The 13,265-nt window shown below is 75.1% G+C and carries 12 protein-coding genes and 1 pseudogene; 5 read left to right on the forward strand and 8 right to left on the reverse strand.

Annotation, left to right across the window (positions count from 1 at the left end; all coding sequences use genetic code 11):
• A pseudogene (locus ABEA81_RS32720) lies at positions 1 to 2,006 on the forward strand (hypothetical protein); the annotation flags it as partial.
• A 13-nt stretch (positions 2,007 to 2,019) separates the two neighbouring features.
• Here ABEA81_RS32720 and ABEA81_RS32725 read toward each other — a convergent pair.
• Positions 2,020 to 3,363, reverse strand: a complete 1,344-nt coding sequence (locus ABEA81_RS32725; RefSeq protein WP_345610521.1) for an MFS transporter — start codon at positions 3,361 to 3,363, stop codon at positions 2,020 to 2,022.
• Positions 3,364 to 3,490: 127 nt separating this feature from the next.
• On the opposite strand from ABEA81_RS32725, the gene ABEA81_RS32730 reads away from it, so the two are divergent.
• Genes ABEA81_RS32730 through ABEA81_RS32740 form a run of 3 tightly spaced genes read left to right on the forward strand, consistent with a single transcriptional unit; the run spans position 3,491 to position 6,083 of the window.
• On the forward strand, positions 3,491 to 4,162 hold the full coding sequence (locus ABEA81_RS32730; RefSeq protein ID WP_345610522.1) for a GntR family transcriptional regulator: 672 nt from the start codon (positions 3,491 to 3,493) through the stop codon (positions 4,160 to 4,162).
• Between the two features lie 32 nt (positions 4,163 to 4,194).
• Positions 4,195 to 5,073 carry a dihydrodipicolinate synthase family protein gene (locus ABEA81_RS32735; RefSeq protein WP_345610523.1) on the forward strand — a complete coding sequence of 293 codons (879 nt, stop codon included), beginning with the start codon at positions 4,195 to 4,197 and terminating at the stop codon, positions 5,071 to 5,073.
• A gap of 14 nt (positions 5,074 to 5,087) precedes the next feature.
• The gene (locus tag ABEA81_RS32740) at positions 5,088 to 6,083 is read left to right on the forward strand and encodes a sialidase family protein (protein WP_345610525.1); all 996 of its coding nucleotides are present in this window, start codon (positions 5,088 to 5,090) and stop codon (positions 6,081 to 6,083) included.
• On the opposite strand, the gene ABEA81_RS32745 is transcribed toward ABEA81_RS32740, so the two are convergent.
• From ABEA81_RS32745 to ABEA81_RS32760, 4 genes are read right to left on the reverse strand one after another with little or no spacing between them, the layout of a single operon-like run.
• Complete coding sequence (locus tag ABEA81_RS32745; RefSeq protein ID WP_345610527.1) at positions 6,073 to 6,816, reverse strand: SDR family NAD(P)-dependent oxidoreductase; 744 nt, start codon at positions 6,814 to 6,816, stop codon at positions 6,073 to 6,075. The two genes, ABEA81_RS32740 and ABEA81_RS32745, sit on opposite strands and share 11 nt — an antisense overlap.
• Positions 6,813 to 7,220: a nuclear transport factor 2 family protein gene (locus ABEA81_RS32750; protein ID WP_345610529.1), complete on the reverse strand. Its 408-nt coding sequence runs from the start codon at positions 7,218 to 7,220 to the stop codon at positions 6,813 to 6,815. Before ABEA81_RS32750 ends, ABEA81_RS32745 begins: the two co-directional genes overlap by 4 nt.
• Complete coding sequence (locus ABEA81_RS32755) at positions 7,217 to 8,257, reverse strand: LLM class flavin-dependent oxidoreductase (protein ID WP_345610530.1); 1,041 nt, start codon at positions 8,255 to 8,257, stop codon at positions 7,217 to 7,219. The genes ABEA81_RS32750 and ABEA81_RS32755 overlap by 4 nt, the downstream gene beginning before the upstream one ends.
• Before the next feature lie 12 nt (positions 8,258 to 8,269).
• Positions 8,270 to 9,607 carry an MFS transporter gene (locus tag ABEA81_RS32760; RefSeq protein ID WP_345610532.1) on the reverse strand — a complete coding sequence of 446 codons (1,338 nt, stop codon included), beginning with the start codon at positions 9,605 to 9,607 and terminating at the stop codon, positions 8,270 to 8,272.
• 129 nt (positions 9,608 to 9,736) lie between these two features.
• On the opposite strand from ABEA81_RS32760, the gene ABEA81_RS32765 reads away from it, so the two are divergent.
• Entirely contained in the window at positions 9,737 to 10,495 is a 759-nt protein-coding gene (locus ABEA81_RS32765; RefSeq protein ID WP_345610533.1) for a FadR/GntR family transcriptional regulator, read from the forward strand.
• 31 nt (positions 10,496 to 10,526) lie between these two features.
• Here ABEA81_RS32765 and ABEA81_RS32770 read toward each other — a convergent pair whose 3' ends face one another.
• Genes ABEA81_RS32770 through ABEA81_RS32780 form a run of 3 tightly spaced genes read right to left on the reverse strand, consistent with a single transcriptional unit; the run spans position 10,527 to position 13,258 of the window.
• Entirely contained in the window at positions 10,527 to 11,288 is a 762-nt protein-coding gene (locus ABEA81_RS32770; protein WP_345610535.1) for a crotonase/enoyl-CoA hydratase family protein, read from the reverse strand.
• A gap of 8 nt (positions 11,289 to 11,296) precedes the next feature.
• Complete coding sequence (locus ABEA81_RS32775; RefSeq protein WP_345610536.1) at positions 11,297 to 12,061, reverse strand: SDR family NAD(P)-dependent oxidoreductase; 765 nt, start codon at positions 12,059 to 12,061, stop codon at positions 11,297 to 11,299.
• Between the two features lie 3 nt (positions 12,062 to 12,064).
• The gene (locus ABEA81_RS32780) at positions 12,065 to 13,258 is read right to left on the reverse strand and encodes a thiolase family protein (RefSeq protein ID WP_345610538.1); all 1,194 of its coding nucleotides are present in this window, start codon (positions 13,256 to 13,258) and stop codon (positions 12,065 to 12,067) included.
• Positions 13,259 to 13,265 lie beyond the last annotated feature (7 nt).

Raw genomic sequence — 13,265 nt, forward strand, 5'->3', positions numbered from 1 at the left:
GCTCGGCCCTCGCCGTCGCCGCCCGCGAGGCCGAGCTGGCCGACGGCGAGGTCGCCGTGCTCGACGAGCGGGCGGACCGGCTGGAGCAGGACACGCCCCTGCCGGACGCCGCGGTCGAGGCGGCCAGGGCCCGCGCGTCGGCGCTCGCCGCGCTGGTGGCCGAGGTGCGGCGGCGGCCGGAGCTCGGGGTGCGGGGGCGGGCCGCGACCGCCGCCGCCGACCGGGCGGCGGCGGCGGCGGCGACCGCGCGCGCCGCGGCGGCCGATGCGCGCCGTGACGCCGACGAGGCCCGCCGAAGCCGCGACCGCCAGCGGGCGGTGGCCGACTCCAGCCGCACCGAGCTCGCGGAGCTGCTGCTCGACGATCCGGCCGAGCCGGCCGTCGACGTGGCGGACGTGGCCCTGGAGGTGCTGCGGGCGGAGTACCGCAACGCCGCGGCCGCCTACTCGGCGGCCGAGGTCGACGCCGACCTGCGGTCGCGGCTCGGTGACGCCGAGCGGGAGGCGCGGTCGGCGCAGGCCGCGTTCGACGAGCTGCCGGGCGAGGTACGCGCGGCCGCCGACGCCCTGCTGCGTTCACCCGATGCCGCCGACCCCGCCACGCGCCGGGCCGTCACGGCCCAGGCGCAGTCGGCGCTCGCCCGCTGCGCGGAGGCGCTGCGCGAGGCCGGCGCGGAGCTCGCGGTGGCGAAGCGGGAGGCCGGGCGCTTCCCCGCGGGCCCGGACTCCGTCGAACCGTACGGGGAACCCGCCGACGTGGAGCACGGCCGTTGGCTGGTCGAGCGGGCCGAGCACGACCGGCGCGCGGCCGCCGCCGAGGCGGGTGCCGCCCGGGACGCGGCTGCGGCCGCGGAGTCCGCCCGCCGCGCCGCCGAGACGTCGGCGGAGGGATTCCGGCACGTCGTCGCGGGTCTCGACGACGGGGCCGGGGAGGCGGCGGAGCCGGGCGCCGCACCGTTCGCCGGCGACGTCGACGCCGCGCTGGCGCGCTGGAAGGAGCTGCGCGCGGCGGTGCGGGACGCCGCCAGGGACCGGGCCGCGGCCGAGCGCGGGGTGCGCGGCGCCGTCGACGCGGTGGCCCAGTTTGCGCAGGAGGCCCGCTTCTCCTCGGTGGCGAGCCCGGTACGCAGCCACCTGCTCGGCGTGGCCCGGGCCGAGATGCCCGGGCTCGCGGCCGAGTGGGTGCAGGCGCTGCGCCCGCGGCTGCGCTCGCTGGAGGACGACCTGGCCACCATCGGCCGGCACCGCTCCGGCATCGTGACGCGCCTGCACGGCATGGTGGGCGAGGCGCTGCGCACGCTGCGGCTCGCGCAGCGGCTCTCCGAGCTGCCCGAGGGCCTCTCGGACTGGTCGGGCCAGCAGTTCCTGCGCATCCGCTTCGACGAGGTCCACGACGCCGCGCTGCTGCACGAGCTCGGCGAGGTGGTGGACCGCACCGCGGGGGAGCGCGCCGGGAACGCCCGGGACCGCCGCGACGGCATGTCGCTGCTGCTGCGGGGCGTGCGCGCCGCGATGCCGAAGGGCGTGCGGGTCGAGATGCTCAAGCCGGACGCGGTGCTGCGCACCGAGCGGCTGCGGGTGTCGGAGATCCGCGACGTGTTCTCCGGCGGGCAGCAGCTGACGGCCGCGATCGTCCTGTACTGCACGATGGCCGCCCTGCGCGCCCACCAGCGCGGGCAGGGCAGGCGCGCGCACGCGGGCGTGCTGTTCCTGGACAACCCGATCGGGCGCGCGTCGGCGGGCTACCTCCTCGAACTGCAGTTCGGGGTGGCCAGGGCGCTGGGCGTCCAGCTGGTCTACACCACCGGCCTGTTCGACGCGGGCGCGCTGTCGGCCTTCCCGCTGATCATCCGGCTGCGCAACGACGCCGACCTGCGCGCGGGCCGCAAGTACCTGTCCGTCGAGGACCGGGTCGCCCGGCAGCTGGCCGAGCTGGACCCGCCCGACGGCAGCGGCCGGGTGGCGGCGGCCCGGGTGTTCCGCCGCCCCGAGCCGATCCCCAGCTGACGGCCGGTCGGGGTCAGGCCCTGATCGCCGTCGCCGCGGTGCTCGTCGCCCGCAGGTCGCGCCGGAACGTCTCCGGCGCCTTCCACACCGCGAGCATGGACAGCACGGCGCCGACCATCACGTACCCGGCCACGAGCGGCCAGCGCGTGCCGTCGGGCCCGGCGAGCGCGGTGGCGATGAACGGGGTGAGCCCGCCCGCGAGGATCGAGGCGATCTCGCGGCCCGCTGCGGCTCCGGTGTAGCGCCGGTCGGCCGGGAACAGCTCGGCGAAGAAGGCGGGCTGCACCGCGTTGATCGCGTTGTGCCCGAGGTTGAGCACCAGGATGTAGCCGAGCGTGATCAGCAGGAACGACCCGGTGTGCAGCAGCCCGAAGAACGGGAATGCCATCACGCACACGACCACCGAGCCGAAGAAGTAGACCGGGCGGCGGCCGACGCGGTCGGAGATGGCGGCGAACACGCCGTGCGCGACGAACGCCAGCACGGAGACGACGAGTATCGCGTTGTTGAGGGTTCCGCGGTCGATCCCGAGTGCCTTGCTGCCGTAGGACAGGACGAACACGGTGAGCAGGAAGTAGGGCAGCGACTCGGCGAAGCGCAGGCCGAGGATCAGCAGCAGGTTGCGCCAGTCGTCGCGGAACGTCGCGACGATCGTGCCCGCGCCGGCCGGCGTGCCGGTGTCCCCGGTCGGGGCGACGGACTCGGTGAAGACCGGGGTCTCGGAGAGGCTGCGCCGCATCCAGAACGTGACGACCAGGATCACGGCCGAGAGCAGGAACGGCACCCGCCAGCCCCAGGACATGAGGTCGGCCTCGGGCAGCGTGTAGACCCAGGCGAACGAGAGCGTGATGAGGATCTGCGCGGAGAAGCCGCCGGTGTTCGGCCACGCGCTGAAGAACCCGCGCCGGTGCGGCGGTGCCGACTCCAGCACGATGATCATCGAGCCGCCCCACTCGCCGCCGACGGCGAAGCCCTGCACGAGGCGCAGCACCACGAGCAGCAGCGGCGCCCAGATGCCGATCGTGGCGTGCCCGGGGAGCAGGCCGATGAGGATCGTGGAGAGGCCCATCAGGGTGAGCGTCACGAGGAGGGTCGACTTGCGGCCGTGCCGGTCGCCGCGGCGGCCGAAGTACAGCCCGCCGAGCGGGCGGGCCAGGAACCCGACGGCGAACGTGCCGAACGCGGCGAGGGTGGCCACGAAGCCGCTGCTGTCGGGGAAGAACACCTGGGGGAACACGACGGCGGCGGCCGTGCCGTAGACGAGGAAGTCGTAGTACTCCAGCGTGTTGCCCAGGAAGCTCGACGCCGTGACCTTCCAGGTGTAGCGACGATCGGGCCTTGCGACGGTCGCGGCCATGCGAGCGCCCCTCTCGAGTGCGGGTGGTCCGGGCACTATGACTCGTCTACGGTTAACCGTCAACGGTTGACGTTGACCGTCGACCATGCCGGCGCCTAGGGTGACCGCATCCGAACGAGGAGCGTCGATGATCGTCAGCCCGGTCTCCCGGCCGCCGCTGGGGGAGCAGCTGCTCGCCCAGGTGCGCGCGCTCATCGTGCGCGGCGAGCTGGAGCCGGGCACCCACCTCGTCGAGGGGTGGATGGCGGAGCGGTTCGGGGTGTCGCGCGGCCCGGTCCGGGACGCACTGCGGCAGCTGGAGCTGGAGGGTCTCGTGGAGACCCGCAGGCGCGGCGTCCACGTCCGCGGGCTCACCGAGGACGACATCGTCGAGCTGTACGCCGTGCGCGGGGCCCTGGAAGGTCGCGCGGTCCGGGACGTGATCGCCCGGCGGGAGAGCGTCGACTGGGGGCCGATCGACGGCGCCGTGGCCCGGATGCGCGCGGCCGCCGCCGCCGCCGACCCGCCCGCGTTCGCCGCCGCCGACCTGGACTTCCACAGCGCCTTCTACGACCTCGGCGGCAACCGCAGGCTCGCCGCCACCTGGGCCCTGCACCGGCCGCTCTTCGCCGCGATGCTCGCCGTCACCAACACCACGGACCGCGACCTCACCCCGATCGCGCAGGACCACGCCGACCTCGCGGGCATCGTCCGCACCGGCGAGCCCGGGCCCGCGCTCGACGCGCTCGACGAGCACCTCGCCGGATCCTGCGGCCGCATGCGCACGGTGCTCGCCGGGCGCGCGCGGCGCGCCTCCTGAGCCGCCCGAACACCGAGACCCGAGGGAGATCCATGCCCGAACAGGCACGCGCCGAGGTGCTGGCCGCCGTCCCGACCTTCTTCGACGCCGACGGCGAGCTCGACCGGGAGACGACGGTCGCGCACCACGCCGCGCTGGCCGGGCGCGTCGACGGCGTGTTCGTGGCCGGGACGACCGGCGAGTTCCCCGCGCTCGACCGCGCCGAGCGGCACACGCTCACCGAGCTCGCCCTCGGCGCGTACGGCCCGGACCGGGTGGTCGTGCACGTGGGTGCGGCGAGCACCCGGGAGGCGGTGGCGCTCACCCGCGACGCCGTGGCGCTCGGCGCCCGCCGCATCGCGGCGCTCACCCCCTACTACCTCCCCGTCGACACCGTCGCCGTCATCCGGCACCTGGCCGCGGTGGTCGACGCGGCCGGCCCCGCCCGGGTGTACGGCTACCTGTTCACCGAGCGCACCGGCGTGGTCCTGGACCCGGCCGAGTTCGGCTCGATCGCCGCCGAGGCCGGGCTGGCGGGCGCGAAGCTGTCGGGGGCGGCGAACGAGCGGCTCACCGAGTACGTCGCGGCGCTGCCCGCGGGCACCGACCTGTGGTCGGGTGCGGACACCACCCTCCCGGCGGTGGTGCGGGCAGGCGGCGCGGGGATCGTGTCCGGGCTCTCGGCGGCGTTCCCGGAGCCGTTCACCGCGCTCGCCGACGCCGTGGCCGCGGGCGACGCCGAGGCCGAGCGTGCCGCGCAGGCCCGTGCGGACGCCGTGCTCGACGCGCTGGCCGGCACGGTCGAGGGGATCAAGGCGGCGCTGCACCACCTCGGCTTCGGCACCGGCGCGCTGCGCATGCCGGCCCCGGAGGTCCCGCCCGCGGCGCTGGAGCGGATCGCCCGGCTGGCGGGGCCTGTCCCGGTCTCGTGATCACGCGCTCGTTCGTGACCCTCGACGAGGGGAGGCAGTGCCACGGCTCCACCGTCGCCGTCGCGGGCGGGCGCCCGGTCGTCGCGTGGTTCGCCGGCACCCGGGAGGGCACGCCGGACAACCGCATCCACGTCGCCGGGCCGGCCGGCACGCGGGTGCTCGACACCGGGCGGGACGTGGCCCACTGGAACCCCGTGCTCGCCCCGGGCCCCGACGGCCTGCTGTGGCTGTTCTGCAAGGTGGGCGCGCGGATCTCGGAGTGGATGACGCTCGTCACCCGTTCTCCGGACGGCGGCGCGTGCTGGGAGCCGGTGCGGGAGCTGGTCCCCGGCGACCGCTCGGGCGGCCGCGGCCCGGTGAAGAACCCGCCGCTCTCGACGCCGGGCGGCCTCTGGCTCGCGCCCGCCTCGGTGGAGGAGTGGGGCACGCGACCCCGCTGGAGCCCGTTCGTCGACGTCTCCGCCGACAGCGGGCGCACCTGGGAGCGGGCGCCGATCGCGGTGGACCGGTCGGCGCTGCGCGGCGCCGGCCACATCCAGCCCGCCCTGTGGTGGGGCGCCACCGGGCCGGTGGCGCTGATGCGCAGCACCGAGGGCCGCGCCCACCGGTCTGGTTCGCCGGACGGCGGCCGCACCTGGACCCCGGCCGTGCCGACCGGCCTGCCGAACGGCAACTCGGGGCTGTCGGCCGTGGCGCTGCCGTCGGGGCAGGTGGCCTGCGTGCACAACCCGTCCGACCGCGACTGGGGGCCGCGGTGCCCGCTCGTCGTCTCGGTGTCCGACGACGACGGGTGGACCTGGCGGCAGGTGCTGGTCCTCGACGACGGGGCGGACGCGGCGGGCGGCTTCGCCCCCGGTGACGGCGGCGTGGTGACCAGTGGCGCGGGGGAGTACTCGTACCCGACGGCGGTGCTCGACGGCGACCGCCTGTTCGTGAGCTACACCTGGCAGCGGCGGGGGATCGTGCTCGCGGAGGTGCTGCTCGCGGACCTCACGCCGCTCACGCCGTGATGCCCTGGGCGCTCCACCCGCCGTCGATCGGCACCACGACGCCGGTGACGTAGCTCGACAGCGGCGTGCCGAGGAAGAAGGCGAGCTCGGCCACCTCCTCGACCCGCCCGAACCGCCCGATCGGGATCCGCTCGAGGAACTGCCGCTCGTCGATCACCCCGCGGCGCACGAAGTCGGCGCTCAGCTCGGTGGTGATCGACCCGGGGGCGATCGCGTTGACCCGCACGCCGCGGGGCGCCCACTCGACGGCCAGGCCCCGCACGAGGCCGGCGATCCCGGCCTTGGCCGCGCCGTACGCCGTGCGGCCCGGGAACCCGAGCAGGCCGTTGAGGGAGGACATCATCACGAGCGCGCCGCCGCCGGGCATCCGCTGTGCGGCCTGCTGCGCGCCGACCATCGCCCCGGTGAGGTGCACGCGGAGCATCGCGTCCCAGTCGGCGGCCGGGTAGCCGGCCGACTCGCCTGCCGTGGCGTGCCCGGCGTTCGCCACGAAGGTGCGCAGCCCGCCCGGTGCCGCCGTGGCGCGCTCGCAGGCCTCGCCGACCGCGGTGGGGTCGGCCGCGTCACCGGCGACGGCCGCGTGCCCGTCGCCGTCCCACCGCGCCGCCGTGGCCGCGACCAGTTCGCCGTCGAGGTCGAGGCCGACGACCCGGTGCCCGGCCGCGGCGAACCGGGCCGCGATCGCCGCCCCGATACCGCGGCCCGCGCCCGTGACGACGACACCCCCGGTCATGACGCGGCTCGCCGGAACACCTGCTGCACGTCGATCCACTTCTCCGCGATGCACAGCCGCTCGCCCTCCGTGGCGAAGCGGTGCCGGTAGCGGCCGTAGATGTCGACGACCGCGCCCCCGGCCAGCTGGGCCGAGTGGAAGGCCGCGCGCGACTCCAGGCCGCCGTCGTCGGCCCGGTCGACCAGCACGTTCGTGACGAGGTGGACGGTCCAGGCGACGTCGCCGTCGAACACCGACCGGTAGAACTCCAGCACCGCGGCGCGGCCGGTGCGCGCCCCGTCCACGCGGTGCAGCACGACGTCCGCGGTGAAGACCGAGCCCAGCACGTCGAGGTCGCGGGTGTCGACGGCGAGCGCGTAGGTGTGCAGGACGCGGCGGACCGCCTCTTCGCCCGGCGCGCTCACCGGGCGTCCAGCAGCGGGATGTTGCTGTGGCTCGGGAGCGGCAGGATCGAGGGCAGCACGTCGCGGCCCAGCCGGCGGATCGCGGCCACCGTCTCGTCGGCATCCATCGTGGGCCACTGCGGGCGCACGAGCAGCGGGTCGACGGGGAGGGTGGTCACCAGGTCGGTCAGCTGCGCCACGACCTGGTCGGGGGTGCCGAGCACGACGTGTCCCTGCACGGCCTCGGCGAACTCCCGCTCGAGCTTCCCGGCGTCGAACACGTCGAGGCCGCGCTGCGCGTAGGTGACGTAGCGGCCCTTCGCCACGCGCGCGTACTCGGCCACGGCGGCCTCCGCGGAGTCGGCCACCAGCACGTTGCGGCGCAGCGGCTGCGGCCCGAACGGGAGGCCCCGCTCGGCCATTCCCGTACGCACGAGCTCGTACCGTTCGGCCACCGCGGGCGGCGGGAGCTCGGGCGGCACCGCGTACCCGGTGGCGTACCGGCCGGCGCGGCGGGCACCGGCCTTGGCGAACGCGCCGATCCAGATCGGCGGGTGCGGCTGCTGCACCGGCCGGATGTGCGGGCGCACCCCGTCGAGCCGGAAGTGGCGGCCGTGGTGGGTGACCTCGTCCTCCGTCCACAGCCGGGGCAGGAGCTCGAGGATCTCGTCCAGCCGCGCCGCCCGCTCCTCGTACGGCACGCCGAGGTGGTCGAACTCCTCGGCGCGGTAGCCGAGCCCGACGCCGAAGACGAGCCGGCCCTCGGTGACGACGTCGAGCGTCGCGATCTCCTCGGCGAGCAGGACGGGGTGGTACAGCGGCCCGATCATGACCTGCGTGACGAGCTTCGTGCCGGGCGAGACGTGCGCCGCGAGCCGGGCGAGCCAGGGCACCGGCTGCATCCACCGCAGGTCGCCGTAGAGGAAGTGCTGCCCGATCGCGATGTGGGAGAACCCGTTCTGCTCGGCCTCCCCGACGATCCGCAGCACGTCCTGGAACTGCTGGTCCGGTGGGACCGACCTGGGGACGTCGCTGAGCAGCATGCCGACCTGGACCATGTGGATACCCCTTCAGTGCGTGCCCAGCGGGCGGCCGTCGAGGTGCCGGGAGGGCAGCAGGAGCACCACCAGCACCCCGATCGCGGCCGGGACGAGGAAGGCGTAGAAGTTCCATGCCACCGGCACACCGGCCGCCGCGATGAGGCCGCCGAGGATCGGTCCGAAGATCCCACCCAGGCGGGCCACCGTCATGATCGAGCCCAGCGCCGTGGCCCGCACGGCGGCGGGGAACCACGTCGCGATGAACCCGTTGAGGACGACCGCCGTGCCGTTGGCCCCGACGCCGGCGAGGAACACCGCGACGTACAGCACGGCCGTCGGCGGGCCGAGGCTGAGCGTCACCAGCGCGAGGACGCCGATGCCGAACCCGGCGAGGGCCATCCGGCGCGGGCCGACGCGGTCGGCGAGCCAGGCCAGTACGGACGCGCCGGCGATCGCGCCGACGCTCATGGTCGCGAGGAAGCTCAGCGCCGAACCGAGTGGGTACCCGGCGGAGCGCATGATCTGCGGGAGCCAGGTGCTCAGCCCGTAGATGAAGAGCTGGCCGATGAGGGTGGCAACGGCGAACACGACCGCCGTGCCCAGCAGGGGCCGCCGGAGCAGGACCTTCAGGGCGGCGCGGGGGTTCGGGCGCCCGCCGTCCCCGGCGGGAGGCCCGGACGGCTCGGCCGGCTCGGGCAGGCCGTACTCCCGCGCGACGCGGCGCGCCTCGTCGGTCCGGCCCTGGCCCGCGAGGTAGCTCACGGACTCCGGGAGCATGCGGTACGCCACGGGCGCGAGGACGAGCAGGGGCAGCGCGCCGACGAGGTACATCGGCCGGAACCCGTACGCGGGCAGGACCCAGATGCCCAGCACGGCGGCCCCGATCGTGCCGACCGAGAAGCACGAGCTCACGAGCGCGCTGGCGAGGTTGCGCCGGTGCGGCGGGGCGAACTCCACGGTGAGCGCGATCGCCGTCGGGAGCAGGCCGCCGAGCCCGACGCCTGCGAGGAAGCGGAACAGGCCGAAGAGCTCGGCCGAGGGGGCCAGCGCGCACCCGACCATGAAGACCGAGAAGACGCTCATGCTGGTGAGCAGCATCCGGCGGCGGCCGAGCAGGTCGGTCGCCACCCCGCACACCAGCGTGCCGACCAGCATGCCCATGAGCGCGTAGCTCGCGATCAGCCCGACGCGCACGGCGTCGAGGCCCCACGGCTCGTACGCGAGCAGCGCGGGGATGGTGGTGCCGAACACCGAGAGGTCGTAGCCGTCGAACATGACGGCGCAGCCGCAGATGACCGCGACGAGAGTGCCGGTGCGGGTCCTGCCGCGAGTCCTGCCTTGCCGGGCCGTGCTCGCGTCCAGGGCCACGGGTCCTCCTCGACGTTGCGCGGCACTTTCCATGCTATTGATGCGCATCAATCTAGGGGTGCGCTCGCGCCGGACACAAGAGGCGTACCAATATCAGGGTTTGCCTGGCGGTCCGGATACCCTGCACGCATGGAAGCAGTAGCGCGCGCCCGTGCCATCGGCCCGGCGCCGCGGTCGATCAAGCGCGGGGCCAAGGTGGCAGAGGCCCTCGCGCAGGAGATCGTGCACGAGATCGTCTCGCGCAAGCTGCCGCCGGGCACCCTGCTGTCCTCCGAAGCGCAGATGCTCGAGGACTACGGCGTCGGCCGCGGGTCGCTCCGGGAGGCACTGCGGATCCTGGAGGTGCACGGCCTCATCACGATGAAGCCGGGCCGCAACGGCGGCCCGATGGTGATCGAGGTCGGCACCCGCGACTACGGGCGGATGTCCACCCTCTTCTTCCACCTCGGTGGCATGACCTTCCAGCAGCTCGTCGAGGCGCGGCTCATCCTCGAGCCGATGATGGCGCGCCTGGCGGCGGAGCGGCGTGGGCAGGAGCTGGTGGGACAGCTCGCCGACCCGGGGTCCACGCAGGTGGACGACGACCGCGTCTACTACGAGGCCACCAACGAGTTCCACCGCACGGTCGCCGCCATGTCGGGCAACCCGGTGCTCAACCTGATCAGCGTGTCGCTGGAGGACATCTTCCGCGACCAGGTGAGCGGCGCCCTGTCCCCGAAGGACGAGCGCACGCACGTCCTGGAGGTCCACATCGCCATCGCCGAGGCGATCGCCGCCGGGCGGGCCGAGGAGGCCGAGCGACTCATGCGCGAGCACATGCAGGAGTACGCCGACTGGGTCCGCAGGCGCCGCCCCGAACTGATGGAGGAGGTCATCGACTGGCGGTGACGCCGGCTGGCGGTGACGTCGTCGCCGGAGCTCATCGTCCCCGCCACACCGGCGCCCGCTTCTCCGCGAACGCCCGCGCGCCCTCCTGCGCGTCCTCGGACTCCCGCACCGGCGCGTAGATCTCCCACTGCCTCCCGAACGCCTCCGCCGCAGGCCACTCCTGGCCCTCGGTGAGGATCCTCCTGGTGGCCTGCACGGCGAGCGGCGCGTTCGCGGCGATCCGCTCGGCCAGCTCGAGCGCGGCGGGTAGCACCTGCCCGTCGGGCACGAGCCGGTTGACCACGCCTGCGGCGTGTGCCTCGGCCGCCCCGATGCGGTCGCCGGTGAGCGCCCACTCGGTGGCCTTCGCCAGGCCGGCCTTGCGGGGCAGCCGCAGCAGCCCGCCCCCTCCCGCGATGAGCCCACGCTTCACCTCGGGGAGCCCGAAGGAGGCCCCCTGACCGGCGACGATGAGGTCGCAGGCCAGCGCGATCTCGAAGCCACCCGCCAGCGCGGGGCCCTCCACCGCGGCGATCAGCGGGGTCGACGGCGGCCGCTCGACGAGCCCGGCGAAGCCGCGGCCGGGCACGTGCGGCTTCTCGCCGGCGAGGAACGCCTTCAGGTCCATCCCCGCGCTGAACACCCCGCCCGCGCCGGTGAGCACGCCGACGAACAGGGACGGGTCCTCGTCCAGCTCGTCCATCGCCGCCCCGATGAGCCGCGCGGCGGCGGTGTTGATCGCGTTCCTGACCGCGGGCCGGTCGATCGTCACGACGAGCACCGCGTCCCGGCGCTCGACGGTCACCTCGCTCATATCGGGGCTCATTTCGGGGGCATTCGGATCGCGCCGTCGAGCCGGATCGTCTCGCCGTTGAGCATCGGGTTGTCGACGATCGCGAGCGCGAGGCGGGCGAACTCGTCGGGCACGCCGAGACGGCGCGGGTGCGGCACCGCCTGTGCGAGGGAGTCCTTCACGTTCTCGGGCAGCCGGGCGAGGATCGGGGTGTCGAACGTGCCGGGCGCGATGGTGGCCACGCGGATCTGCCGGCTCGCCAGGTCGCGGGCGGCCACCAGCGTGAGCCCGACGATGCCGGCCTTCGCCGACGCGTAGGGCAGCTGCCCGATCTGACCCTCCCAGGCCGCCACCGACGCGGTGAGCACGCAGACCCCGCGCTCGCCCTCGACCGGCTCGTGCGCGGCCATCCGGGCCGCCGCCTGGCTGAGCACGTTGAACGTGCCGATCAGGTTGACGCGCACCACGGACTCGTAGAGCTCGAGCGAGCCGGGCTTCCCCTCCTTGTCGACCACGCGCATCGCGCCGCCGCGCCCGGCGCAGTGCACCAGCGTGCGCAGCGGGCCGAGCTCGTCGGCCGCGGCCACCGCAGCCGCGACGGCCTCGGGGTCGGTGACGTCGGCCGCGGCGAACCGGGTCTTCCCGCCGAGCTCCCGGGCGACATCCGCGCCCGCCGACGACGGCAGGTCCACGATCACGGTGGGGACCCCGCGCTCGACCAGCCGGCGCGCCGTCGCCAGGCCCAGCCCGGAGGCTCCCCCGGTGACCACGGCCGACCCGCTCGTGACCTCCATGCCTCAGCTCCCTCCCCGGTTCAGGTTCTCCAGCACCATCGCGTTGGCCATGCCGCCCGCCTCGCACATCGTCTGCAGCCCGTAGCGGCGCCCGGTGTCCTCCAGGAACCCGAGCATCGTGGTGGTCAACCGCACCCCGGACGCGCCGAGCGGGTGGCCGAGCGCGATCGCGCCGCCGCGCGGGTTCAGCACCTCGTCCGGCACCCCGAACTCCGCCTGCCACGCCAGCGGCACGGGCGCGAACGCCTCGTTGACCTCGACCGCGCCGATGTCGTCCAGGCGCAGGCCGGAGCGGGTGAGCAGCTTGTGCGTGGCCGGGATCGGCCCGGTGAGCATCAGCAGCGGGTCGTCCGCGGTCACGGTGCTGGCGACGACGCGGGCCCGCGGGGTGAGGCCCAGCGCCGCCGCGCGGTCCTCGCTCGTGACGAGGATCGCGGCCGCCCCGTCCGTGATCTGCGAGGCGTTGCCCGCCGTGATCTTCCAGTCCAGGTCGGGGAAGCGCGCCGCGTGCCGGCTCCGGGCGAACGCAGGCGGAAGCGCGGCGAGCCTCTCCTCCGTGGTGCCGGGGCGGATGCTCTCGTCGGCGCGCACCGGGCCGGCCGGCGTCTCGATCGGCACGATCTCGCGGTCGAACGAGCCGTCGGCCGCCGCGGCGGCGGCCCGCCGGTGGGAGCGCGCTGCGTACGCGTCCAGCCGCGCCCGCGGGATGCCCCACTTGTGCGCCACCAGCTCGGCCGAGATCCCCTGCGGGACGAGCCCGGGCGCGTAGCGCCGCGCGACGAGCGGGCCGTACGGGTCCGCGTCGCCGCGTGCCGACCCCATCGGCACCCGGCTCATCGACTCCACGCCGGCCGCGACGACGATGTCGTACGCGCCCGCGACCACGCCCTGCACCGCGAAGTCGAGGGCCTGCTGGCCCGACCCGCACTTGCGCTCGATCGTCACCGACGGCACGTGCTCCGGCCAGCCCGCGGCCAGTACCGCCTGCCGCCCGGGCGTCGCCGACTGCTCCCCGTTCTGGCCCACGCAGCCGACGAGGACGTCGTCGATCGTTCCCGGGTCGATGCCGGTGCGGGCCACGAGCGCCTGGAGCACCTGCGCGAGCAGGTCGACCGGGTGGACCTGGGACAGCGCTCCGCCGGGCTTCCCCCGGCCCATGGGGCTGCGGACGGCGTCGACGAGCACGGCGGCGGGCATGGTTGAC

The sequence above is a fragment of the Pseudonocardia adelaidensis genome, assembly GCF_039543345.1.
In the GTDB taxonomy this organism is placed as follows: domain Bacteria; phylum Actinomycetota; class Actinomycetes; order Mycobacteriales; family Pseudonocardiaceae; genus Pseudonocardia; species Pseudonocardia adelaidensis.

Coding starts and splice junctions, on each gene's coding strand:
- ABEA81_RS32725 (WP_345610521.1), bottom strand. CDS start 3,363: ATGGCCGCGACCGTCGCAAGGCCCGATCGTCGCTACACCTGGAAGGTC.
- ABEA81_RS32730 (WP_345610522.1), top strand. CDS start 3,491: ATGATCGTCAGCCCGGTCTCCCGGCCGCCGCTGGGGGAGCAGCTGCTC.
- ABEA81_RS32735 (WP_345610523.1), top strand. CDS start 4,195: ATGCCCGAACAGGCACGCGCCGAGGTGCTGGCCGCCGTCCCGACCTTC.
- ABEA81_RS32745 (WP_345610527.1), bottom strand. CDS start 6,816: ATGACCGGGGGTGTCGTCGTCACGGGCGCGGGCCGCGGTATCGGGGCG.
- ABEA81_RS32755 (WP_345610530.1), bottom strand. CDS start 8,257: ATGGTCCAGGTCGGCATGCTGCTCAGCGACGTCCCCAGGTCGGTCCCA.
- ABEA81_RS32765 (WP_345610533.1), top strand. CDS start 9,737: ATGGAAGCAGTAGCGCGCGCCCGTGCCATCGGCCCGGCGCCGCGGTCG.
- ABEA81_RS32770 (WP_345610535.1), bottom strand. CDS start 11,288: ATGAGCGAGGTGACCGTCGAGCGCCGGGACGCGGTGCTCGTCGTGACG.
- ABEA81_RS32775 (WP_345610536.1), bottom strand. CDS start 12,061: ATGGAGGTCACGAGCGGGTCGGCCGTGGTCACCGGGGGAGCCTCCGGG.
- ABEA81_RS32780 (WP_345610538.1), bottom strand. CDS start 13,258: ATGCCCGCCGCCGTGCTCGTCGACGCCGTCCGCAGCCCCATGGGCCGG.